Annotated in this window: 22 protein-coding genes; 11 read left to right on the top strand and 11 right to left on the bottom strand. The window is 39.4% G+C overall.

What is annotated here, in order from left to right:
• Positions 1 to 257: 257 nt before the first annotated feature.
• The gene (locus X781_RS08675) at positions 258 to 1,238 is read right to left on the bottom strand and encodes an IS1595 family transposase (protein ID WP_158497215.1); all 981 of its coding nucleotides are present in this window, start codon (positions 1,236 to 1,238) and stop codon (positions 258 to 260) included.
• A 107-nt stretch (positions 1,239 to 1,345) separates the two neighbouring features.
• Positions 1,346 to 2,440 (bottom strand): DNA replication/repair protein RecF, encoded by a 1,095-nt coding sequence (recF, locus tag X781_RS08670; RefSeq protein ID WP_025236490.1) that lies wholly within the window; start codon positions 2,438 to 2,440, stop codon positions 1,346 to 1,348.
• 141 nt (positions 2,441 to 2,581) lie between these two features.
• On the opposite strand from recF, the gene X781_RS08665 reads away from it, so the two are divergent.
• The 3 genes from X781_RS08665 to grxD all read left to right on the top strand — a co-directional run bounded on the left by X781_RS08665 (position 2,582) and on the right by grxD (position 3,945).
• The gene (locus tag X781_RS08665; RefSeq protein ID WP_025236489.1) at positions 2,582 to 2,920 is read left to right on the top strand and encodes a YbaB/EbfC family nucleoid-associated protein; all 339 of its coding nucleotides are present in this window, start codon (positions 2,582 to 2,584) and stop codon (positions 2,918 to 2,920) included.
• A 6-nt stretch (positions 2,921 to 2,926) separates the two neighbouring features.
• Positions 2,927 to 3,532, top strand: a complete 606-nt coding sequence (recR, locus tag X781_RS08660; protein ID WP_025236488.1) for a recombination mediator RecR — start codon at positions 2,927 to 2,929, stop codon at positions 3,530 to 3,532.
• Positions 3,533 to 3,612: 80 nt separating this feature from the next.
• Entirely contained in the window at positions 3,613 to 3,945 is a 333-nt protein-coding gene (gene grxD / locus X781_RS08655) for a Grx4 family monothiol glutaredoxin (RefSeq protein WP_025236487.1), read from the top strand.
• Between the two features lie 235 nt (positions 3,946 to 4,180).
• Here the strand turns inward: grxD and glyA are convergent, their stop codons facing one another.
• The 5 genes from glyA to X781_RS08630 all read right to left on the bottom strand — a co-directional run bounded on the left by glyA (position 4,181) and on the right by X781_RS08630 (position 9,774).
• Positions 4,181 to 5,443, bottom strand: coding sequence for a serine hydroxymethyltransferase (gene glyA / locus X781_RS08650; RefSeq protein ID WP_025236486.1), 1,263 nt, complete (start codon positions 5,441 to 5,443; stop codon positions 4,181 to 4,183).
• 192 nt (positions 5,444 to 5,635) lie between these two features.
• A complete protein-coding gene (locus X781_RS08645) occupies positions 5,636 to 6,667 on the bottom strand; it encodes a methionine synthase (protein ID WP_025236485.1) in 1,032 nt (343 codons plus the stop codon).
• Between the two features lie 12 nt (positions 6,668 to 6,679).
• Entirely contained in the window at positions 6,680 to 7,657 is a 978-nt protein-coding gene (locus tag X781_RS08640) for a DUF1852 domain-containing protein (RefSeq protein WP_025236484.1), read from the bottom strand.
• Positions 7,658 to 7,844: 187 nt separating this feature from the next.
• A complete protein-coding gene (locus X781_RS08635) occupies positions 7,845 to 8,729 on the bottom strand; it encodes an NAD(+) kinase (protein WP_025236483.1) in 885 nt (294 codons plus the stop codon).
• A gap of 19 nt (positions 8,730 to 8,748) precedes the next feature.
• Positions 8,749 to 9,774 (bottom strand): TrmH family RNA methyltransferase, encoded by a 1,026-nt coding sequence (locus X781_RS08630; protein ID WP_025236482.1) that lies wholly within the window; start codon positions 9,772 to 9,774, stop codon positions 8,749 to 8,751.
• Between the two features lie 180 nt (positions 9,775 to 9,954).
• Between X781_RS08630 and suhB the strand changes: the two genes are divergently transcribed.
• The 4 genes from suhB to X781_RS08610 all read left to right on the top strand — a co-directional run bounded on the left by suhB (position 9,955) and on the right by X781_RS08610 (position 15,306).
• Positions 9,955 to 10,767, top strand: coding sequence for an inositol-1-monophosphatase (gene suhB / locus X781_RS08625; protein WP_025236481.1), 813 nt, complete (start codon positions 9,955 to 9,957; stop codon positions 10,765 to 10,767).
• 54 nt (positions 10,768 to 10,821) lie between these two features.
• Complete coding sequence (dxs, locus tag X781_RS08620; protein ID WP_025236480.1) at positions 10,822 to 12,675, top strand: 1-deoxy-D-xylulose-5-phosphate synthase; 1,854 nt, start codon at positions 10,822 to 10,824, stop codon at positions 12,673 to 12,675.
• A 183-nt stretch (positions 12,676 to 12,858) separates the two neighbouring features.
• Complete coding sequence (locus X781_RS08615; RefSeq protein ID WP_025236479.1) at positions 12,859 to 14,445, top strand: carbon starvation CstA family protein; 1,587 nt, start codon at positions 12,859 to 12,861, stop codon at positions 14,443 to 14,445.
• A gap of 66 nt (positions 14,446 to 14,511) precedes the next feature.
• The gene (locus X781_RS08610) at positions 14,512 to 15,306 is read left to right on the top strand and encodes a TatD family hydrolase (RefSeq protein WP_025236478.1); all 795 of its coding nucleotides are present in this window, start codon (positions 14,512 to 14,514) and stop codon (positions 15,304 to 15,306) included.
• Here the strand turns inward: X781_RS08610 and X781_RS08605 are convergent.
• The gene (locus X781_RS08605; protein WP_025236477.1) at positions 15,297 to 16,052 is read right to left on the bottom strand and encodes a BPL-N domain-containing protein; all 756 of its coding nucleotides are present in this window, start codon (positions 16,050 to 16,052) and stop codon (positions 15,297 to 15,299) included. The two genes, X781_RS08610 and X781_RS08605, sit on opposite strands and share 10 nt — an antisense overlap.
• A gap of 80 nt (positions 16,053 to 16,132) precedes the next feature.
• Here X781_RS08605 and X781_RS08600 point away from each other — a divergent pair, with 80 nt between their 5' ends.
• The 3 genes from X781_RS08600 (at position 16,133) to thrS (ending at position 20,299) form a co-directional block, all read left to right on the top strand.
• Entirely contained in the window at positions 16,133 to 16,699 is a 567-nt protein-coding gene (locus X781_RS08600) for a biotin transporter BioY (RefSeq protein WP_025236476.1), read from the top strand.
• Positions 16,700 to 16,822: 123 nt separating this feature from the next.
• A complete protein-coding gene (locus X781_RS08595) occupies positions 16,823 to 18,193 on the top strand; it encodes an MFS transporter (protein ID WP_038644004.1) in 1,371 nt (456 codons plus the stop codon).
• 168 nt (positions 18,194 to 18,361) lie between these two features.
• On the top strand, positions 18,362 to 20,299 hold the full coding sequence (gene thrS, locus X781_RS08590; RefSeq protein WP_025236474.1) for a threonine--tRNA ligase: 1,938 nt from the start codon (positions 18,362 to 18,364) through the stop codon (positions 20,297 to 20,299).
• Positions 20,300 to 20,353: 54 nt separating this feature from the next.
• Here thrS and X781_RS08585 read toward each other — a convergent pair whose 3' ends face one another.
• The 3 genes from X781_RS08585 to exbB are packed head-to-tail and all read right to left on the bottom strand — an operon-like array spanning position 20,354 to position 22,169.
• Positions 20,354 to 21,226, bottom strand: a complete 873-nt coding sequence (locus X781_RS08585) for a TonB family protein (protein ID WP_025236473.1) — start codon at positions 21,224 to 21,226, stop codon at positions 20,354 to 20,356.
• Between the two features lie 13 nt (positions 21,227 to 21,239).
• On the bottom strand, positions 21,240 to 21,677 hold the full coding sequence (exbD, locus tag X781_RS08580) for a TonB system transport protein ExbD (protein ID WP_025236472.1): 438 nt from the start codon (positions 21,675 to 21,677) through the stop codon (positions 21,240 to 21,242).
• Between the two features lie 36 nt (positions 21,678 to 21,713).
• A complete protein-coding gene (exbB, locus tag X781_RS08575; protein ID WP_025236471.1) occupies positions 21,714 to 22,169 on the bottom strand; it encodes a TonB-system energizer ExbB in 456 nt (151 codons plus the stop codon).
• 146 nt (positions 22,170 to 22,315) lie between these two features.
• Between exbB and glpE the strand changes: the two genes are divergently transcribed.
• The gene (gene glpE / locus X781_RS08570; protein WP_025236470.1) at positions 22,316 to 22,645 is read left to right on the top strand and encodes a thiosulfate sulfurtransferase GlpE; all 330 of its coding nucleotides are present in this window, start codon (positions 22,316 to 22,318) and stop codon (positions 22,643 to 22,645) included.
• Positions 22,646 to 22,685 lie beyond the last annotated feature (40 nt).

The following is a 22,685-nucleotide window of genomic DNA, read 5'->3' as shown; positions in this document are numbered from 1 at the left end:
AGTTTTAAGGATGCTGATTGGTGATATGTTTTTATTTATAAATTTCATATTGGTAACCTCTTTATAGTTGAAATTTGAGATTACCATTCTAAATCGTTTTTTTTTCGTCAATATCTATTCAGAAAATAATCAGTGATTTTAACAAAATCCAAGAAATCTCCAGCACAAACGCCCCTGAACGCAAGCGTTAGGGGTGGTTTTGATAGGGTTTTAGCCTACTAAGTTGCTCTGCATACCGCCTTCAGTTTGGAAGGCTGCTAGATAAGCTTAATCGGTGGGTGATTAAAACAAAGTGTAGATAAATGTATTAGTTTTTGAATAAGGCTATCTTGATTATGGTTTCTTCGATAAGCGGTTTCTAAGCTAAATAAGAAAATATATTTCTGGCTAATATGTTTGACGATATTTAAATTATGAACAAGCAAACTATTAAAATTTTCCGCAATGTTATTACTTACCCCATTTGGGGTGCAAAATTCTTTGGCGTGATTAACTTTTTGGTGGTTAAAGCCTTGCTGTTTAATAATCGAATAAACAGGGGCGGAATCAGTATGAATTTTGCTATTTTTATCTACCTGATTTAATATTTTTAATACCGTTTCTTTATCTTCTGTTTTAGCAATATAAACAATGCTCTTTTTTACCCATTTATTCGGCTGTTTTTCATCTTTGTATTTACAGGTGGCGTTAATAATTGAAAATTTGTTTTTCTGCTTATCAAGTTTGTTTTTATCTTTATTTATTGCATTGGCTTGCTGAGAATTGCATTTTCTAATGGATTTGGTTTTATATTTTCCATCAATATGCACTTCACCTTGTAATAAAATGCTTTCTTGTTCTTTTAAAAAAGTATGTTGGATTTTCTTTACATTCATAAAGGCGGTTTTATAACAAATGCCAAGATCGATACTTAGTTGATAAATAGAAATAGCACATTTTCGGTTATTAAAGTATAGTAATAAATGATAAATATCAACAAAAGATAATTTTCGAGAATGGAATATCGTGCCGGAACTTAAACTAAAGGTATGTTTGCAGTATTTGCAACGCCACTGTTTGCGTGTTTTTATATAATAGGCTTGATGCTTTTTTTGACAATGGGGGCAAATTTGCTCGCTTAAACTCTCCCAACGTAAATATTGAAAGAAATTGCGAGCGGTTTCTTCATTAATATTTCTAATTGATTTTATGGTTAATTTTGGGTTTTCTTTATCTAATCCTAATAATTTGTGAGGCATTTTTAAAAATAAAATAGCGTCTTTCGACATTACAATTTATTTTAAAAATGCGATAGGGAGAAAACCAAATAGATGAGAAAATATTTTTTGCAAATTTTTGCCATAAATTAACCGCTTGCAAGTGGCTGAATATCACCGTTTTTCACTTCAAACAAGCGATCATCCGCCCTATCTTGCCACTGCATTTGGTTGAGCTGATCTTGGGTAATTGCCGTAACAAACACTTGTGAGCCGTTCTCTCTTAAACGGTGGGCTAAAAGTTCACGTTTGGTTGGGTCAAGCTCTGAGGCGAAATCGTCAATCAAAAACAGGCATTGGCGTTGTTTTTGAGCAACTAAATGTTCCCCTTGTGCTAAGCGTAAAGCACACATCAGTAATTTGAGTTGCCCGCGGGAAAGCACATCTTCTACCGGCAGTCCGTTCGCTTTAAAACGGAAATCCGCTTTTTGTGCCCCAATCATTGTGTAACCAATCGCTTTATCACGCTCAAAGCCTTGTGCCAGAATTTCGGCATAATCCGCTCCCTTTTCCCAACCTTGATGAAAACTTAAGCCGATTTCTAATTCCGGCAAGAAAAATTGACAGGTTTTCTCAATTTCAGGGCGGAGAGCTTCGGCATATTCTGCTCGCATTTGGCTCACTGCATAGGTGGTTTTCACCAGTTCAATATCCCACGCTTTTAGCTCTTGGTAAGAACGCACTTGCTGCAAGGCAGAATTTCGCTGTTTTAATAAACGGCGTAGGTTAGTCCAATGGGTGTAGAAATCAGAATGTTGGTGGAACAAGCCCCAATCCAAAAAGGCTCGGCGATAGCTCGGACCGCCGTTTAGCAGTGTTAAGCCCTCAGGCGTAATCACTTGCATTGGGAGTAACTGAGCGAGATCAGCAATTTTATTGCCATCTTCGCCGTTGATTTTGAGAGTGGTATCGCCGCTTCGAGATTTCTGAATGCCAACCGACCACGAATGTTGGGCTTCGTCAATTTTGCCGTGTAAGACAAAATCATCACTATCATAATTGATGATGCGGTTGCTGATATGGCTTTTAAAGGAACGTCCGTGCCCGAGATAAAAAATGGCTTCCAACAGGCTGGTTTTACCGCTGCCGTTTGAGCCGACTAAAAAGTTAAAATGGGGGCTAAATGTTAAATCGGCACTTTGGATATTGCGGAAATGATTAATCAGTAAACGGGTTAAAGCCATAAAGTGAGAATACAAGCGGTTAAAAATGAGTGGTATTTTACCAAATTTGCAAAATTTTGGGAAAAATTAACCGCTTGCAGATTAGACAAGCGTTCAGTAAAATGAACCGCTTATTTTATCGCTAAATTTAGAGGAAAAATTATGTTTGGAAAAGGCGGTTTAGGTGGCTTAGGCGGCTTAATGAAACAGGCTCAGCAAATGCAAGAGCGTATGCAAAAAATGCAAGAAGAGATCGCACAATTAGAAGTAACAGGCGAATCTGGAGCAGGTTTGGTGAAAATAACCATTAACGGGGCACACAACTGCCGCCGTATTGAGATCGACCCATCATTAATGGAAGATGATAAAGAGATGGTGGAAGATTTAGTTGCAGCAGCGTTTAACGATGCCGTTCGCCGTGCAGAAGAAATGCAAAAAGAAAAAATGGCGAGTGTAACAGCAGGTATGCAATTACCACCGGGTATGAAATTCCCATTCTAATTGAGTATGCAAACCAGTCCTTTACTTGAAAATTTAATGGAAGCCTTACGAGCTTTGCCAGGCGTTGGTCCAAAATCGGCACAGCGAATGGCATATCATCTGTTGCAACGTAATCGTTCAGGCGGTGTAGCATTGGCTAAGGCATTAAGCGAAGCAATGAGTCATATCGGGCATTGCCAATCTTGCCGTACCTTTACCGAAGAAGAGGAATGCACAATTTGTAAAAATCCTCGCCGTCAAATGAGCGGACAGCTTTGTGTGGTTGAAATGCCGGAAGATATTCAAGCTATTGAGCAAACCGGGCAGTTTTCAGGGCGTTATTTTGTGTTAATGGGGCATTTGTCGCCGATTGATGGTATTGGTCCACGTGAAATTGGGCTGGATTTACTCCAACAGCGTTTGGAAAATGAATCATTCCACGAAGTGATTTTAGCCACTAATCCAACCATTGAGGGCGATGCGACGGCAAACTATATCGCCGAAATGTGTAAGATGTACAACGTAAAAGCAACTAGAATTGCACACGGAGTGCCTGTTGGCGGTTCGCTTGAAATGGTAGATGGTACGACGCTTTCCCATTCATTTGCCGGGCGACGTGATATTACCTTTTAAACTATTTCGGTATAGGCTTAATTCTGATATAATTACTCAACTATTTTAATTTTAAAATTCTATTTTATTGAGGTTAAAAAATGGAAACTATTGACAAAATCAAACAACAAATTAGCGAAAATCCAATTCTACTTTATATGAAAGGTTCGCCAAAATTCCCATCTTGCGGTTTCTCAGCTCGTGCGGTGGAAGCAGTAATCAACTGCCAAGTGCCATTCGGTTATGTGGATATTTTAGCTAATCCAGACATTCGTGCTGAATTACCAAAATTCGCAAACTGGCCAACTTTCCCACAATTATGGGTAGAAGGCGAGTTAATCGGCGGTTGTGATATCGTGTTAGAAATGTTCCAAAAAGGTGAATTACAAGAATTGTTAAAAGCAACGGCAGAAAAGCACGCAGCAAATTCTTAAAGTCAATCGTTAAGGCTCTTAATTTAATCAGTTCCCAATAATGGTTAGATTGATTTAATTCAAGGACTAAGCCCGATATTCTAAGGGCTTAGTCCTTTTAATTTCATTTGAATACGAACAAATAATATTTGTGAATATGTTGAAGATAAAATCTGAACCTTAATCAGTTGGTTGTTTAGTCCAACTTTTGAGGTGCAGATCATAATTTGCTTTTTTAAAGATAAATTACAGCATACTAAGCATAAACAGGTAAACGTTTGCAGATTTCTAATACTTTCGCTTTTGTTTCTGCAATCACTTGTTCGTGGTTGTCTTTACCGATACTTTCTAACACATCACACATCCAGCCGGCTAATGTTGCTACATCATCTTCTTTAAAACCACGACGGGTAACAGATGGTGTTCCCACACGGATACCTGATGTTACAAATGGTTTTTGTGGATCGTTTGGTACTGAGTTTTTATTTACCGTGATGTTTGCTGCACCCAAAGCCGCATCTGCTGCTTTACCCGTTAAGCCTTGTTTTACAAAACTTACTAGGAATAAGTGGTTTTCCGTTCCGTTAGAAACAACGTCAAAGCCACGTTGTTTAAATACTTCGACCATCGCTTTCGCATTTTTCACTACTTGATGTTGGTAGGCTTTAAATTCAGGCTCTAATGCTTCTTTAAAACAAACCGCTTTTGCTGCAATAACGTGCATTAACGGACCACCTTGACCTGCCGGGAATACCGCAGATTGTAGTTTTTTATAGATTTCTTCATCGCCACAAGCAGATAAAATTAAACCACCACGAGGACCGGCTAATGTTTTATGTGTTGTGGTTGTAACAACGTGTGCGTGTGGAAGTGGATTTGGGTAAACACCTGCTGCGATTAAACCTGCAACGTGTGCCATATCCACAAATAAGTAAGCTCCTACTTCATCAGCAATTTCACGCATTTTAGCCCAATCAATCACTTGAGAATAAGCAGAGAAACCAGCCACAATCATTTTCGGCTTGACTTCTTGAGCTTGCTTACGCAATGCATCGTAATCAATTAAGCCTTCTGCGGTAATGCCATATTGCTCAGCTTTATAGATTTTGCCGGAAAAACTAACTGAAGCACCGTGTGTTAAATGTCCGCCGTGAGCTAAGCTCATACCTAAAATGGTATCACCCGGATTTAACAACGCCATATACACCGCAGCATTTGCTTGTGAGCCAGAGTGTGGCTGCACGTTAGCATAATCAGCACCAAATAATTCTTTAGCACGATCAATCGCTAATTGCTCAATAATATCTACATATTCACAGCCGCCATAGTAGCGTTTATTAGGGTAGCCCTCTGCATATTTATTGGTTAATTGTGAACCTTGAGCTTGCATTACACGCGGACTTGCGTAGTTTTCTGAGGCAATTAACTCAATGTGCTCTTCTTGGCGGCGATCTTCATCTTGGATAGCCTGCCATAAAACAGCATCATAATCTGCGATATTCATATCACGTTTTAACATTGTTGGACTCCTATAAAGCTTAAGTAAACGTTTGCGTAAGTTGATTTGCCGATATTTTACGTATTTTTTAATCTAATAGATAGTATTAATTTAAATAATCATACTCCTATAAAAGCAGAAAGCAACAAGCGGTCATATTTTGTAAATTTTTTACCAAAAATGACCGCTTGTAAGATAGTAAGTTTTGCTTTTCTAACCCGCCAATTCTGCTCTAATTATCGCCGCACCTTGACTAAGTGCATTGAGTTTGCCACGAGCGACTTCACGAGATAGTGGAGCCATACCACAGTTAGTGCAAGGGTAGAGCTTATCGGCATCGACAAATTGCAATGCTTTACGCAATGTATCTGCTACTTGCTCAGGTGTCTCAATTGTATTGGTTGCGACATCAATAGCTCCCACCATTACCTTTTTACCACGAATAAGTTCAATTAAATCCATTGGTACTTTGGAATTCTGGCATTCAAGAGAGACAATATCAATTTTAGATTGTTGTAATTTCGGGAAGCTCTCTTCGTATTGTCGCCATTCTGAACCGAGCGTTTGTTTCCAATCCGTATTTGCTTTAATGCCGTAGCCGTAGCAGATATGCACCGCAGTTTCGCATTTTAAGCCTTCAATTGCTCGTTCAAGAGCAGCAACGCCCCAATCGTTTAATTCATCAAAGAATACGTTAAACGCAGGTTCGTCAAATTGAATAATATCTACGCCTGCGGCTTCTAACTCTTTCGCTTCTTCGTTTAAAATTTTAGCAAATTCCCACGCTAGCTTTTCACGGCTTTTGTAGTGAGCATCGTATAAGGTGTCGATCATCGTCATTGGACCCGGCAATGCCCATTTAATGGGTTTGTCAGTATGGGCTCGAAGGAATTTTGCATCTTCAACAAATACGGATTTAGGGCGAGAAACCGCTCCTACCACGGTTGGCACACTGGCATCGTAACGGTTACGAATGCGGACGGTTTCACGCTTGTTAAAATCTACGCCGTCTAAATGCTCAATGAAGGTTGTTACAAAATGTTGGCGAGTCTGTTCACCATCACTCACAATATCAATGCCAGCTGCCGTTTGCTCAGCAAGTGAAACTAAAAGAGCATCTTTTTTTGCTTGTAGTAATTCACTGCCACTGAATTTCCATTCAGACCAGAGTTTTTCAGGCTCAGCAAGCCAAGCCGGTTTGGGTAAACTGCCAGCGGTAGAAGTTGGGAGAAGGATTTTGCTCATCTTTTTTTATTCCTATTTTTCACTTAACCAAGCATCTAAAATAGCTTGATATGGCTTAATAAAATGTTCTTCGGTGTATTTGCCTTGTTTGATCGCAAGCTGAGTACGCTCTTCACGGTCATATTCCACTTGGGTAGTAGAGTAATCGCCATAAGTCAAACTGGCTTTGTAAACCTGTCCTGCTACAGAGTTTGCGTTATACACTTCCGGGCGATAGATTCTTTGGAAAGCTTCCATTGTTGCAATGGTACTGATAAGTTCCAAGTTACTATAATCGTTCAGTAGATCCGTGTTTTCATCAAAATAGAACGCGTAAGGTGCAACTGATTTTTGTGGCATAAAGTAACGCACTTTTAAGCCCATTTTGGCAAAGTATTCATCGGTTAATGAATAGTCATTTTGCACATATTCTACCCCTAAAATTGGGTGAACATTAGTGGTTTTGTGATAAGTGCGAGTGGTTGCCACACTTAAACAAATCACAGGTGATTTTGGGAATTTTGCTTGATATTCAGGGGAGTTTACCAAGTGTTTATAGAGCTTGCCGTGTAAATCGCCATAGCCTTCCGGTACGCTGAAACTTGGTTTATCTTTGTTGTAATCAAGTAATAGAACACTAAAGTCATAATCACGCACATAAGATGAAAAGCTGTTACCTACAATACCATCAATGGTCTTACCTGTTTTGTGATCGATTACATAGGTTTTAAGCCATTCAAGAGCAGGGAAAAATTCGCCTTTACCTTCTACGTCAATATCTACGGACACAATGTCTAATTTCACAGAATAACGATCCGCATTTGGGTTATCCCAATTCGCTAAATCATTAAAACGGTTATTGATCATCGTAATCGTATTTTGCAAATTTTGCTTACGGTTTTCGCCACGTGCAAGATTGGCAAAATTGGTGGTTAAGCGAGTGCTATTGGCTGGTTCATAGTTTTCATCAAATTCAATGGTGTGAACTTGGCATTTGAAATCTGTAGTCATCTTAACGTCTCCTTTGAGTTCTTATTGTTGTTGAGATGACTTATTGAACCATAAATTTTTGTTGAATAAAAATGATATGTTTTGAAGTTGAATATGAATAACTTTCATATTCAACCTGCAAAATGTCAGAAAAAAATGACCGCTTGTAAAAAATGAGTATCTATAACGGGCAGGGATATTTTACACTTTAAAATAACTTACTCGCCCAGCCTAATTTTGAACCTAGCACAGTAAAGTAGTTGTAATCTTTTAAATGCAGTAGTTGTAATTTATCAGGGCTTTTTCTAACTAATACACGATCTTCAGGGCTAAAGCTCATCTTTTCCTGCCCATCACAAATCACTTCTAAATCAGGGGTATTATATTTTGCAAAGCGGAGTGAAATTTGGCTGTCGCCATCAATGACTAACGGACGTGATGAAAGCGTGTGTGGGTGCATTGGCACAAGTGCGATAGCATTCATATTCGGGGTGAGAATTGGACCGCCGGCAGAAAGTGAGTAAGCAGTTGAGCCTGTTGGGGTTGCCACAATTAAGCCATCTGCTCGTTGCGAAAAGGCAAATTTGCCGTCAATATAAACTTCAAATTCAATAATTCGAGCGACTTGTGTTGGGTGAACCACAATTTCATTTAAGGCATTATTTAATGAAATGATTTTGCCGTTACGTTCAATATAGGCTTCAAGCAAGAAACGCTCTTCAATGACATATTCATTTTTCACTAAGCAGCTATAAAGCTGCTCAAAAGCCGTTTGAGGGGCAATATCGGTTAAAAAACCTAAATTACCACGATTAATGCCGATAAGCGGTACACGATATTTGGCTAAAGCACGAGCAATGCCTAGCATATTGCCATCACCACCAATCACAATTACAAGTTCGGCACGTTGCCCGATTTCATCTAGGCAATAACTTTCGGCAAGCTGTAACTGGGTAGCGACCTCTTTTTCCACTAAAATGGTGTAATCTCGATCTTTTAACCAGTTATACACTGCGAGATGTGTTTCAAAGGCACTATCGTGGCGAGGCGTGCCAACGATTGCAATAACTTCAAACGGTTTTTGTGGGTTCATTTTCTATTCCTATAAACGACTAGAGAATATGGGTTTGATACCATTGGTTAAGCAGAATACCTGTATTAACTGCCACATTTAAACCACTATTTAACGGATTGTTAAATGAAAGCTGTACGGTGGTATCTTCCATATAAGCAATCTCGCTTGCCGGAATTTCACTTAATACAAAGACCACTTTCTCTGCCAATTTCGTTTTAGTTAAAGATGGAGCTTGCTTATGGCGGGTTAGATGTACAATTTGGTAGCCGGCTTGGCGTAACTGCACTAACGCAATTTGCTTATTCTTCGTTTCTAAAGCACGCACAAACTCTAATCCACCTTCCGCTACACGAGCTGCGGCACTTGAATTTAAGCTATCTACATTTTCCGTGATGATCCCTTTCACCCCATAAAATGCACAGGTACGGATAATACCGCCAACATTTTGTGCATTATTCACGCCATCTAGCAATACTAAACAATCTTGCTTTTTCGGGACTTGTAAGTAGCCCTCTAACACGAATGATGACGATTTTTTCACTAATAAGCACATCTCGCCGTGATGTTCAGTACCGGTTACACGTTCCATTTCTTCACAATCGATAACGTGATATGCCTTTTTATGTTCGGCTAAATAGCTCATTACATCGCCTAATTTCTTCGCACCTTCAACTGTTGCCCATAAACGCACAATAGATTCAGGACGTTGTTGGAATAATGTGATACACGCATTTTCGCCATACACTTTCATTTCCTCTAAGCGGTTTTTCTTAATTTTTTCCGGTGCTCGAGGCGAAAGCGGACCTGTTTTTTTCTCTTTTGATGAGTTACCGCCTTTTACCCAAATTTGCACGCTGCCTTCGCCGCTGGCTTTTCTGCCCTCGGTTGGGTAAATTGGTTCAGAGCGTTCACGTTGAAAATTGGCTTTACGGTTATCATTTCGCTCATTTTTGCGTTCAAAGCTTCGCTCTTTGCCTTTTTCCGAAAAGCGGGAAGAACGATCACTCGTTCTCTTTTCATCTCTAGTTTTAAAACGAGGCTCATTATTTTCTTTAAATTTCATTTTTCATACCTAAGTTGTGGCTAAAATTAAGCTTATTATAACGAATACAATTTATAAGCGGTTAGAAAAAGCCATTTTTTTGCAAAAAATTTCACAGATTAGACCGCTTGTTGTTTCTTTATCGGGCTACTTTCTTTATAATCGGTGCTTTCTTAATGTTCTTTAAAATCTGGTGGAAATATGAACCCAATGTTAAACATTGCTATTCGTGCTGCACGAAAAGCAGGCAATATTATTGCCAAAGGCTATGAGCAATCGCCTCAAGATACTCAAGTTTATCAAAAAAATACAAATGATTATGTAACCGATATTGATAAAGCGGCTGAAGCGGCAATTATTGATGTGATCCGTAAATCTTACCCTGATCATTCTATCGTAACGGAAGAGTCAGGCGTATTAAACGGTAGCAATGAAAATGTGCAATGGGTAATTGATCCATTAGATGGCACAACTAATTTCGTAAAACGCTTACCGCATTTCTCTGTTTCTATTGCCATTCGTGAGAATGGTCGTACAACAGTAGGAGTGGTTTACGATCCTATCCGTAATGAGCTTTTCACTGCAGTGCGTGGTGAAGGAGCAAAATTAAATGAGTTCCGCTTACGCATTGATGCAGAACGCCGTGATTTAAAAGGCACTGTATTAGCAACAGGTTTCCCTTTTAAAGTGTTAAGACATCGTGAAGCACACTTAAATATGCTTGAAGCATTAATGAATAATGGTGTGGCTGATTTTCGTCGTACAGGTTCGGCAGCATTAGATTTAGCTTATGTTGCAGCCGGTCGTGTGGACGGTTTCTTTGAAATCGGCTTAAAACCGTGGGATTGTGCAGCAGGTGAATTAATCGCTCGTGAAGCAGGGGCGATTGTAACTAACTTTGTCGGCGGAACAGATTACTTAAAATCGGGCAACTTAGTGGTTGGTAATGGTCGTGTCGTAAAAGAAATTTTAAACAGTATTCAACCAACTTTAACTGAAGAATTAAAAGCTTAATTTTATAACAATATCATTTGCTCATTTTGCGAATAAATTGTGGGAATAAATATGATGGAAAAGAAGTATCCTCTGTTAAATGAAATCAACTCTCCTGAAGACTTGCGTTTGCTCCCGACAGATAAACTGCAAGAGGTGGTTGATGAATTGCGAGCCTATTTACTGGAGTCTGTGAGTCGAACAAGTGGTCATTTAGCCTCCGGTTTAGGTGTGGTGGAGCTTACGGTTGCATTGCATTATGTTTATCAAACCCCATTTGATCAACTGATTTGGGACGTAGGACATCAGGCTTACCCACATAAAATCTTAACAGGTCGCCGTGAGCAAATGCACACCATTCGCCAAAAAGATGGCATTCATCCCTTTCCTTGGCGTGAAGAAAGCCCTTATGATGTATTAAGTGTTGGGCATTCTTCTACTTCCATTAGTGCCGGCTTAGGTATTGCGGTTGCAGCTGAAAAAGAAGATGCCGGACGTAAAACCGTTTGTGTGATTGGTGATGGAGCAATTACCGCAGGTATGGCGTTTGAAGCGTTAAATCACGCAGGTGCATTGCATACTGATATGTTAGTGATTTTAAACGATAACGAAATGTCGATTTCAGAAAATGTGGGGGCATTAAATAATCATCTTGCTCGCATCTTCTCTGGCTCGCTTTACACTTCTGTGCGTGATGGAAGCAAAAAAATTCTTGATAAAGTGCCGACCATCAAAAACTTTATGAAGAAAAGTGAAGAGCATATGAAAGGCGTTATTTTTTCGCCAGAAAGTACTCTATTTGAAGAATTAGGCTTTAACTACATTGGTCCGATTGATGGTCATAATATTGATGAATTAGTGAAAACTTTAAGCAATATGCGTGAGTTGAAAGGACCGCAATTTTTACACGTTCGCACTAAGAAAGGGAAAGGTTATAGTCCTGCGGAAAATGATCCTATCGGCTATCACGGTGTACCTAAATTTGATCCAACAATTAATGAGTTGCCTAAATCAAAAGCTCCGCCAACCTATTCCAATATTTTTGGTGATTGGCTATGTGAGATGGCAGAGCGTGATTCGAAAATTATCGGCATTACTCCAGCAATGCGTGAAGGTTCGGGGATGGTGGAGTTTTCCAAACGTTTTCCGGAACAGTATTTTGATGTGGCAATTGCCGAACAACACGCTGTTACCTTTGGTGCAGGCTTAGCAATTGCAGGTTATAAACCTGTTGTTGCTATTTATTCGAGTTTCTTACAACGAGCTTACGATCAGCTTATTCACGATGTGGCAATTCAAAACTTGCCTGTCATTTTTGCCATTGACCGAGCCGGTATTGTGGGAGCAGATGGTCAAACTCATCAAGGTGCATTTGATTTAAGCTTTATGCGTTGTATTCCAAATATGACAATTATGGCACCAAGCGATGAAAACGAAATGCGTCAAATGCTTTATACCGCTTATACAATGAATACGCCAACCGCTATTCGTTACCCTAGAGGAAATGCAAAAGGTGTAGCGTTGCAACCAATGCAAGCATTAGAAGTGGGTAAAGCGAGGGTAATTCGTGAAGGCAAAAAAGTCGCAATTTTAAACTTCGGGGCATTATTAGATGAAGCCAAAATTGTGGCAGAAAAACACGATTATACGCTTGTTGATATGCGTTTTGTTAAGCCGCTTGATGAAGATTTACTCCAAAAAATGGCGGATTCACACGAGCTTTTCGTTACCCTTGAAGAAAATGCTATTCAAGGTGGAGCAGGGAGTTTTGTAAATGAATATTTGCAAAATATCGGCAAAATTAAACCGCTTGTAATGCTTGGTATTCCTGATTTCTTCGTGCCTCAATCTACTCAACCTGAAGCTTATGCCGAACTTGAGTTAGATGCGAAGGGAATTGAAGCAAAAATTCAAAAATTCTATTCTTAATCATATAAAAAATCCCCTTTAGGCAGGGGATTTTTGACATAGTTCACATTTCTGGCAAAATATTTCACACAAATCTCACAATTTATTTTACTTTACTCATACTCCTACTTACAATGACACGACTTTTTAGTATTTATACTAAAAATCTTTCTTCATTCATTTATAGATTATAGGATTTCTATTATGTTGTGGTTCTTCTTTTGCGTAGCCATACTTATTCTTGGCTATTTTACCTATGGAAAAATCATCGAAAAAATCTTCGTGATTAATCCAAATAAATTAACACCGGCTAACTCAATGAGAGATGGTGTGGACTATATGCCAATGTCGAAAACGAAAATTTGGCTTATTCAATTATTAAATATTGCCGGCACGGGTCCTATCTTTGGTCCGATTTTAGGTGCGTTATACGGACCGGTTGCAATGTTATGGATTGTTATCGGCTGTATCTTTGCCGGTGCAGTACACGACTATTTCTGTGGTATGTTAAGTATCCGTAATGGTGGTGCAACAATGCCAAACCTTGCAGGTAAGTTTTTAGGTCGTCCGGTTAAATTATTTATTAACGTAATGGCATTAGTTCTGCTTTTATTAGTAGGTGTGGTGTTCGTTGCAAGCCCGGCTCAATTATTAGCAACCATTACAATGGATGTTGCAGGTGCAACCCAAGGTGCAATGGAATTAGGTGATGTTGAAGCGGTAAAAGAAGCTGTTGCAGCAGGCGGTATTACTGTCTGGGGAATGGATAAAGCAACCGTTATCTCAGTTTGGACACTAATTATCTTCGGTTACTATATTTTAGCTACCTTATTACCTGTGGATAAAATCATCGGTCGTATCTACCCATTCTTCGGTGCATTATTGCTCTTTATGTCTGTGGGTATGGTGTATGGTTTAGTGAGTGCTCATTTAAGTGCGGCAGATCCAATTGACTTCTTCCGTACGGTAAATGCTGATGGTCAGGGCTTAACGTGGGAAAAATTCACTCAAAACTTCCAAGTGAAAGGTGATGTTCCAATTTGGCCATTACTATTCTTAACGATTTCTTGCGGTGCATTATCAGGCTTCCACGCAACACAAACGCCATTAATGGCACGTTGTGCACAAAATGAAAGCGAAGGTCGCTTCATTTTCTACGGTGCGATGATTACTGAAGGTGTAATCGCATTAGTATGGTGTATGGTAGGTCTTGCATTCTATGAAAGCCCACAAGCATTACAAGATGCCATCGCAGCAGGTTCACCGTCTAAAGTAGTATATGATAGCTCATTACACTTCTTAGGCTTTATCGGCGGTATCTTCGCGGTATTAGGTGTGGTGGTATTACCAATTACTTCAGGCGATACCGCATTCCGTGCAGCACGTTTACAATTAGCGGAAATCTTTGGTATCGAACAACGTGCATTAGTAAAACGTTTATACATTGCAATTCCACTGTTTGTTCTTGGCTTTATTGTATCGAAATTAGACTTCAGCGTATTATGGCGTTACTTCACTTGGGCAAACCAAATGACAGCAATGGTAATGTTATGGACAGCCGCAGGTTACTTATATCGCTACAACAAATTCCACTGGGTATGTTCAATCCCGGCGTGGTTCATAACAACCGTGTGTGCAACTTATTTAGCTTATAATAAAATCGGCTTTGGTTTAGATTACCAATTATCAGTGTACATCGGTTTAGCGATTACAGTAGTATGTATCATCTGCTTCTTCACATTACTTAAACCATATAATGTGCGTGATGAAGATGAGTTAGCTACCAGCTAAACTTGATTAAAAATGCAAAAATGGGGACAATAAGTCCCCATTTTTATTAGCTGTACAACTTTGTCTATGCGATTTTTTGATACTCACACTCATCTTGATTACCTTTCAGAAAGCCTTAATTTAAGTATTTCTGAACTGGTGGAAAATGCTCAAAAACATCAAGTGGGAAAAATATTAGTGGTTTCTGTTTTTGCAAAAAATTTTGAAAAAGTAACCGCTTGTGCTAATGAAAAGCCGGAAAATATTGTTTATGGTTTAGGTTTACACCCACTCTATATTCAACAACATCAACTTTCTGATTTAGATTTATTAGAAAATCGATTAAGTCAAAAAGTGCCACTCTGTACTGCAATTGGTGAAATAGGCTTAGAAAAAGCCGTGATCGAAGTTTCTTCTCCTGAACTATGGAAAAAACAGTGTGAGTTTTTAGAGGCACAGCTTGCCCTTGCTAAAAAATTCAATTTGCCGGTTAATCTTCATTCACGTAAAAGCCACGATCAGTTATTTGTGTTTTTAAAAAAAGCACAGCTTTCTCAAACCGGCGTGATTCACGGATTTGCTGGGAGTTATGAACAAGCAAAACGTTTTGTTGATCTCGGCTATAAAATTGGCGTGGGCGGCACAATTACTTATCAACGAGCGAACAAAACCCGTGAAGCAATCCGAAAATTACCGCTAGAAAGTTTATTGTTGGAAACTGATTCTCCTGATATGCCTGTTTTCGGTTTTCAAGGGCAGCCTAATCGACCGGAACGGCTTATTATGAGTTTTAATAGCTTGTGTGAATTGCGAAATGAGCAACCCCAAATTATCGCTGAAACCATTTGGCAGAATAGTGAGAGATTATTTTCTCACACTTGATTTAATCTTCTTTTTAGGTGTTGCCAAACCTGCAAGCCATAATTTTTATCAAAATAGGCACAAATTGTTTCTTCTTTTGCTTTTATTTCACGATCTTCACAGCAATTTACAATTTTCTGCTGATAAATGACCGCTTGTAATTCAAAATGCACTCCGGAGAGCAGATAATATCCTTGCCCTAAATCTCCTTCTATCATCGCGTATGATCCATCTGGATAGTAAGCCAATGGGTGGTAAACTGCTTTAGGTGTTGGCTCGAAGCAGCAACCACCGTGGTAATAAAACGTCATTTTTTTACCTTCTGCAAGTGTTATCTCGATCATCGCTTTACTCTCGACCCCTTCATCGTAGAGCTTTCCATTCGTAAACTTAGGTAAGCTACCTTTTGCAACACCATTAAATAACGAAAGTTCTCGGCTACCTTTTACACTATAGCCAAGTCCTATAAAATCCAATTCAGCACAACCATAATAAGCTCCGGCACAGATACCGAGATAAGCTCCGCCTTGTTCAACAAAATGACGAATTTTGCGGTTGCCTTCTCCATTTAATTTTTTGCAGTAAGGCAAATCTGCACCACCGGGCATTATCAATAAACAGCCATCAGATAATTTGCCTTGAATAATTTGTTCAGCATTAATCAGGCAAGCCGGGTGCGGTAAGTATTGTTCTACCGCTAATAGCAATGACTGAGCCCCAATTTCACTGCTACCTTCATCACAATAAATATAAACTGGTTTTACCATACACAATTTACGTTTACCCTAAAAGATATATTCCTATATAATTCGTTGCGAACATTTTTACTATATTTAAGGAGAAAAGTATGTTCACCACTCAATTAACTCAAACTAAACGTTGGCTAGAAGCCAATAGTACAACAACATTTTGGTTGAAAACCTTCATCGGTGCAACCTTACTTGCGATTTTTGCTCAAATTTCTGTACCAATGTACCCAGTGCCAATTACAGGGCAAACACTTGCTTTAACGGTTGTTGGTTTTGCAATGGGGCGTAAAGCGGCAACGGCAGCAGTATTACTTTATCTCTTTGAAGGGGCTATTGGATTACCCGTTTTTGCCGGTGGTGCTTCAGGTTTCCATCATTTCTTTGGTCCGACAGGGGGCTACTTATTGGGTTATATCCCAACTGCCTATTTCTTAGGCTATTATAGTGATAAAGGCGTATTAAATTCTTTTTGGAAGAGCTTATTTGTTGCATTGATTGCTAGTGTGATTACTTTTGCATTCGGCTTAGCACAACTTTATTTCTTTGTACCGGAAGGCACAGTATTACAAGCCGGTTTATATCCATTTATTTTAGGTGGAGTGCTTAAAGCACTTCTCGCAAGCATCTTAGTTAGCCCAAGCTACAAATTTTTCTCTAAACTCTAATCTTTCTAAGGCTTTGCTTAATGCAAAGCCTTTTCTATTCAACTGATTATCCTATTTTTGCTTAAAAGTGATTAAGTCGGTACAATGTTTTTTAATAATAGTAAACCGATTAAGGAGAATTCATTGAATAGCACTAAATTTTACTCCCTTTATTCAGGTATCTTTTTTCTGTTTTTCGGCTATGGTTTATTTCTAAACTCAGCAGGAATTAAACTTGCCGAAATGGGGGTAACGGATATTATCATCGGTTTACTCAATGCGGCTTTCTTTATTGGAGCTGCACTAAGCACCATTTTGGCTCACCGTATTGTTTCGAGTGTCGGGCATATCCGCTCATTTAGTGTATTTTGTGCCGTTTTTGCTATTGCTGCCCTTAGTCATATGATGGTGGATAATTTATGGATCTGGGGTGTGTTACGCATCATTTTGGGCTTCTGTCATTATAGTTTGTTGCTTTTAGTGGAAAGTTGGTTAAGCGAAAAAACGAATGTTGATACCAGAGGCAAAGTGCTTGCTACTTATAATATTATTTTCTACCTAGCCTTTATTTTAGGGGTGAGTTTATTAAGTTTAGAGCTTAGCAGCCGAAACATTTTTACCTTATCGACCATTTTAGTAGTGATGTCGATGATCCCCATCGCTTTAACTAAAATGGTTCAACCCGATATTCCAGCTCGTGAACGTATTAGCATTCCTAAACTATTTTCGATTTCGCCATTAGCCTTAGCTACCAGTTTTATTAGCGGAATGTTGGTCAATGGCTTTTTCACAATGGTGTCGGTATTTCTGCTGAAATTTAGCTTTTCACTAAGCGAAATTTCGCTTTATTTGATGATCTCGATGATCGGCGGTTTTATCAGCCAAATGCCGATGGCGATGCTCTCAAACCGCATTGGCAGACGTAACGCTATTTTAGCTTGTGCGGTGGTCGGTACTCTTACTGCACTTATTGGGCTATTTGCAATTTTTCAAGAAAATTTGACCGCTTGGATACAATACATCATTGCCTTTTTATTTGGCTGTAGTTTATTTAGTTTATATGCGTTGAGTATCGCCCGGGCTAACGATGAATTGCCGAATAATATGAACACCGTTGAAGTTAGCAGAGGCTTGCTATTTTGCTATGGTTTAGGGGCATTGGTTGCTCCACCGCTTATCGGTTTTGCGATGAGCCTGTCTGCTGAGTACGGTTTTTATGCACTCTTTGGTCTGTTTTCACTTATTTTATTCATTTGTGCTGTCAGAACTAAACCTGTTCCGAAAGCGGAGCGTGCAGAGATGCAATACGCCACACCTATTGCTACCGCAAGCCCGATTGAAGAAATTGAATTAGTTGAGGAAGAACTTATTCCATTTGATGAAGAGGTAGTGCAAGAATACCAAGCTCAGCTTGAAACATTTGAAGAAGAGCAGCAAACAGAAAACGAAAATATTGAGCTGGATGAAGAAAAATCTCAGGATAGTCTAACGAATAGCGAAAACAGTAAGGTTTAATTTTCCTTTGTTTTGTGCTAGAATTATTGTGCTTTTATTCCCCATTTGTAAGGGAAATAATAAGCAAATTGCAAAATTTTAATCAAAAAAGACCGCTTGTAAGCGGTTTTTTCATTCTCAAACTCAACAAGTAATCTCTCGTATGGATTACCACTGTAAGGATTTATTATGCCAATTATTACTTTACCGGACGGTTCACAACGTTCATTTGACAACCCGGTTTCCGTAATGGAAGTTGCTCAATCAATCGGTGCAGGTTTAGCGAAAGCAACCATTGCCGGTCGTGTAAACGGCGAACGCCGTGATGCGTGCGACATTATCAGCCAAGACAGCACTCTTGAAATCATTACCGCAAAAGATGAAGATGGTTTAGAGATCATTCGCCACTCAACGGCTCACTTATTAGGGCACGCAATCAAACAATTATTCCCCGATGTGAAAATGGCTATCGGTCCGACCATCGAAAACGGTTTCTACTATGATGTGGATTTAGATCGTTCTTTAACTCAAGAAGATTTAGATGCAATTGAAAAACGTATGTTGGAATTAGCGAAAACCAACTACGATGTGGTAAAACGCCCGGTAACGTGGCAAGAAGCCCGTGATACGTTTGAAAAACGTGGCGAGCCGTACAAAATGGCAATCTTAGATGAAAACATCGAACGTACCGCAACCCCTGCGTTATATCATCACGAAGAATATATTGATATGTGTCGTGGTCCACACGTACCAAATATGCGTTTCTGCCAACATTTTAAACTGCAAAAAGTGGCGGGTGCTTACTGGCGTGGCGATAGCAAAAACAAAATGTTGCAACGTATTTACGGCACGGCTTGGGCAGATAAAAAACAATTGAGTGAATATTTAACTCGTTTAGAAGAAGCGGCAAAACGCGACCATCGCCGTATTGGTAAAGCATTAGATTTATATCATATGCAAGAAGAAGCACCGGGTATGGTGTTCTGGCACAATGACGGCTGGACAATTTTCCGTGAATTAGAAACTTTCGTGCGTACCAAATTAAAAGAGTACGATTACCAAGAAGTAAAAGGTCCATTTATGATGGACAGAGTGCTTTGGGAGAAAACAGGGCACTGGCAAAACTACGCGGATTTAATGTTCACCACGCAATCTGAAAACCGTGAATATGCGATTAAGCCGATGAACTGCCCGGGGCACGTTCAAATCTTTAATCAAGGTTTGAAATCTTACCGTGATTTACCAATTCGTATGGCAGAATTTGGTTCTTGCCACCGTAACGAGCCGTCCGGTTCTTTACACGGTTTAATGCGTGTACGTGGTTTTACCCAAGATGATGCACATATTTTCTGTACTGAAGAACAAATTGAGTCTGAAGTAACAAGCTGTATCAAAATGGTGTACGATATTTACAGCACATTCGGTTTTACTAACATTGCGGTTAAACTTTCAACCCGTCCGGAAAACCGTATTGGTGATGATGCAATGTGGGACAGAGCGGAAGAAGGCTTAGCAAACGCACTTCGCAACAATGGTTTAGAGTATCAAATCCAAGAAGGCGAAGGTGCATTCTACGGTCCGAAAATTGAGTTTGCACTTCGTGATTGCTTAGGTCGAGAATGGCAATGTGGTACAGTGCAATTAGACTTCGCCCTACCGGGTCGCTTAGAAGCTTCTTATGTGGCGGAAGATAATGGTCGCCGTACACCCGTGATGATTCACCGTGCAATTCTTGGCTCTATTGAGCGTTTCATCGGTATTATTACCGAAGAATACGCAGGTTTCTTCCCAACTTGGTTAGCCCCTGTGCAAGCAGTGGTAATGAATATTACCGACAGCCAAGCAGATTATGTACAACAAGTAGTGAAAACCTTAAGCGATGCAGGGATTCGTGTGAAAGCTGACCTTCGTAACGAAAAAGTTGGTTTCAAAGTGCGTGAACACACCTTACGCCGTGTGCCTTATATGCTTGTTTGCGGTGATAAAGAGATCGCTGAAGGCAAAGTATCTGTACGTACCCGCAAAGGTGCAGACTTAGGCACTTACCTCGTTTCAGACTTAGTGGACATTCTGAAAAACCAAATTAAAGCTCGAGAGTTGGCTTTACTAGGCGAAACACAAGACTAATTATAGTTTTAAAGATGAACACCCTCAAAAGCGATTGCTTCTGAGGGTGTTTTTTTATTCAAGAGAGAATCTAATTGGTACGGTAACTGAAGGTGGGAAACCTGCCGGTGGCGGTGGCATACTCACTGCCTGTGCACTTTTTACCGCTGCATTATCCAAATTACTGTTACCCGATGAATTTACTACAGAAACATTTGAAATTGCACCGGATGAGGTAATGGTAAATTTAATGGTTACCGTGCCTGTTTTCCGCATCATCTTTTCACGCTGAGGGTATGAATTATTTGCCTTGCGTTGTAACGCACGCTGTAATGCGGTTTTATAGGCTGAAAGTTCGCTTGCATTGCCCCCTGTTACGTTACTCCCTGTCGTAGAGGTTGAATTCAATGAGCCACCTTTTTGTCCGCCTACAACTCCTGAAACCATTTTTTCGCCTTGTACAGCATTTGGAATGGCTTTTGCAACAATACCTTGTTTTACCTCAGGACCACGCTCTAATGCTTTGATCGGTTTTTGCTGAGGCTTTTCTGGCTCTTTTGGCTTCTCTTTACGTTTTTCTTCTTTTGGTTTTTCTTTTTTCTCTTTTGGACGTTCTTTACGTTTTTCTTCCTTTGGCTTTTCCTTTTTCGGCTCTTCTTTTTTCGGTTTTATGACTGGATCAGGAATAGCTTCAGGTTCAGGTTTTGGCTCGGGTTGAGGCTCTGGTTCGGGTGTTGGAGCAGCTTCCTTTACTTCTTCAATAGGATCAGGTGAAACTGCCACCTGTGGTTGCTCTAATAAAGCAGCAACCATTTCCATTGAAAGCGAATTTTGCTCTGCCGCTTTTTCGATTTTTTGCTCATTAAGTAAAGCAAAGCTACCACCAATCAATGCACCGTGAATGGCTAGTGAGGCAATTAATCCGATTCGAGAATGGTGTTTTTTCATCTCTCTTATCCTATTAAGGCGTTATTGGTGCTTGATTAGGCGAGGCTGGCGTATTAGCAGCCGGTGTAGCAACGGTTTCTTTTTTAGTAATAATTGCCACATTTTTGATCTCATTTGCAGATAAAACATCAGTTAATTCCACAAATTTTTCAAAAGCAACTGCACCATCGACTTTAAGCGAAACTTTTTGGCTTTTATCCCAAGTTGAAACCTCTGCCACAAGCTGCTCTTTTGTGATAGGTTTATCATTAAAGAAAAATTCATTGTTTTCAGTAATGGTCAAAAGTTTAGCAAGTTCATCTGCTTGCATTGGCTGTGTTGTTGTCGCTTTTGGTACATTCACTTGAATTTTACCTTGTGAGATAAAAGAGGCTGTAACTAACACGATAGCCAACAATACCAACATAATATCAATAAATGGGATGATGTTGATTTCATCAAATTTTTTCATCTTTATGCCTTCTTAATTTGCAAAAAATAGAGGAAATTAGACCGCTTGATGATTTTTAGCCTGTAGAGCTAACCATTTCAACTTGTTTTCTTCTACTTTACGACCAAAACCGTTATAGAACACCATTGCAATAATCGCTACTAAAATACCTGCGGCAGTTGCTTTTAATGCTAAGGAAAGATTTACCATAATAGCGGCAGCATCAATATCGCCACCTGATTGTCCTAAGTTGTAGAAGGTGAGAAGAATACCAATAACTGTGCCTAATAGCCCGATATAAGGTGTATTTGAGCCAATAGTAGAAAGGGTAGTTAGGTTGTGGGTTAAGTCGATTTCTAATTCTTCCAAAGTGCTATATTTGGAAATATCCACTTTTGAATAGAACATAATACGTTCAATTGCTTTCCACACGCAAATAACGCTTAATAAGCCTAGTAAGCCTAAAATAACGAAGTCTGTATAACGTTCTAAAAAATGAAAAAGTTGATTCATATAAAACCTCAAATAAAAAATGGATAAATCTTGCATTTGAAAATAGTTCGCAATTATATAAGACAAACATCAATTTTTCAACTTGAAATAATCGCCGATACCTTCGCTATTTTGTGGTATAGTTTCGCCATTTTTGAGGATAAATTATGACTGATATTACATTTAAAGAAATTACTCCCCAGCAAGCGTGGGAGATGATTGAAAACGACGGTGCGGTACTTGCCGATGTGCGTGATGCTCGCCGCTATGTTTATAGCCACCCACAAGATGCTTTTCATTTAACTAACCAAAGCTACGGCAAATTTTTAGATGAAGTTGATTATGATGATCCTGTTGTTGTCATTTGTTATCACGGGGTGAGTAGCCAAAGTACCGCTCAATTTTTGATTGAGCAGGGATTTGAAAACGTTTACAGCGTAAAAGGTGGTTTTGAAGCGTGGGAAAGAAACGGGCTACCTATTGAAACCTCTTATTAACGCTACAATATAAAATGTAATTTTTAGCTTAAAGAAGGTT

The organism is Mannheimia sp. USDA-ARS-USMARC-1261 (assembly GCF_000521605.1).
Lineage (GTDB): Bacteria > Pseudomonadota > Gammaproteobacteria > Enterobacterales > Pasteurellaceae > Mannheimia > Mannheimia indoligenes.
Note: the sequence above shows the minus strand (reverse complement) of the source record. Positions and strands in the feature narration are given on the sequence as shown.

Excerpts from the sequence above, each read along its gene's own strand:
- X781_RS08615 (WP_025236479.1), top strand. The coding sequence starts at position 12,859 with ATGTTGTGGTTCTTCTTTTGCGTAGCCATACTTATTCTTGGCTATTTT.
- exbB (WP_025236471.1), bottom strand. The coding sequence starts at position 22,169 with ATGAATCAACTTTTTCATTTTTTAGAACGTTATACAGACTTCGTTATT.
- exbD (WP_025236472.1), bottom strand. The coding sequence starts at position 21,677 with ATGAAAAAATTTGATGAAATCAACATCATCCCATTTATTGATATTATG.
- glpE (WP_025236470.1), top strand. The coding sequence starts at position 22,316 with ATGACTGATATTACATTTAAAGAAATTACTCCCCAGCAAGCGTGGGAG.
- X781_RS08605 (WP_025236477.1), bottom strand. The coding sequence starts at position 16,052 with ATGGTAAAACCAGTTTATATTTATTGTGATGAAGGTAGCAGTGAAATT.
- X781_RS08645 (WP_025236485.1), bottom strand. The coding sequence starts at position 6,667 with ATGAGCAAAATCCTTCTCCCAACTTCTACCGCTGGCAGTTTACCCAAA.
- dxs (WP_025236480.1), top strand. The coding sequence starts at position 10,822 with ATGGAAAAGAAGTATCCTCTGTTAAATGAAATCAACTCTCCTGAAGAC.
- X781_RS08635 (WP_025236483.1), bottom strand. The coding sequence starts at position 8,729 with ATGAACCCACAAAAACCGTTTGAAGTTATTGCAATCGTTGGCACGCCT.
- X781_RS08630 (WP_025236482.1), bottom strand. The coding sequence starts at position 9,774 with ATGAAATTTAAAGAAAATAATGAGCCTCGTTTTAAAACTAGAGATGAA.
- X781_RS08585 (WP_025236473.1), bottom strand. The coding sequence starts at position 21,226 with ATGAAAAAACACCATTCTCGAATCGGATTAATTGCCTCACTAGCCATT.
- recF (WP_025236490.1), bottom strand. The coding sequence starts at position 2,440 with ATGGCTTTAACCCGTTTACTGATTAATCATTTCCGCAATATCCAAAGT.
- X781_RS08600 (WP_025236476.1), top strand. The coding sequence starts at position 16,133 with ATGTTCACCACTCAATTAACTCAAACTAAACGTTGGCTAGAAGCCAAT.
- X781_RS08610 (WP_025236478.1), top strand. The coding sequence starts at position 14,512 with ATGCGATTTTTTGATACTCACACTCATCTTGATTACCTTTCAGAAAGC.
- suhB (WP_025236481.1), top strand. The coding sequence starts at position 9,955 with ATGAACCCAATGTTAAACATTGCTATTCGTGCTGCACGAAAAGCAGGC.
- X781_RS08675 (WP_158497215.1), bottom strand. The coding sequence starts at position 1,238 with ATGCCTCACAAATTATTAGGATTAGATAAAGAAAACCCAAAATTAACC.
- glyA (WP_025236486.1), bottom strand. The coding sequence starts at position 5,443 with ATGTTAAAACGTGATATGAATATCGCAGATTATGATGCTGTTTTATGG.
- recR (WP_025236488.1), top strand. The coding sequence starts at position 2,927 with ATGCAAACCAGTCCTTTACTTGAAAATTTAATGGAAGCCTTACGAGCT.
- X781_RS08640 (WP_025236484.1), bottom strand. The coding sequence starts at position 7,657 with ATGACTACAGATTTCAAATGCCAAGTTCACACCATTGAATTTGATGAA.
- grxD (WP_025236487.1), top strand. The coding sequence starts at position 3,613 with ATGGAAACTATTGACAAAATCAAACAACAAATTAGCGAAAATCCAATT.
- X781_RS08665 (WP_025236489.1), top strand. The coding sequence starts at position 2,582 with ATGTTTGGAAAAGGCGGTTTAGGTGGCTTAGGCGGCTTAATGAAACAG.
- thrS (WP_025236474.1), top strand. The coding sequence starts at position 18,362 with ATGCCAATTATTACTTTACCGGACGGTTCACAACGTTCATTTGACAAC.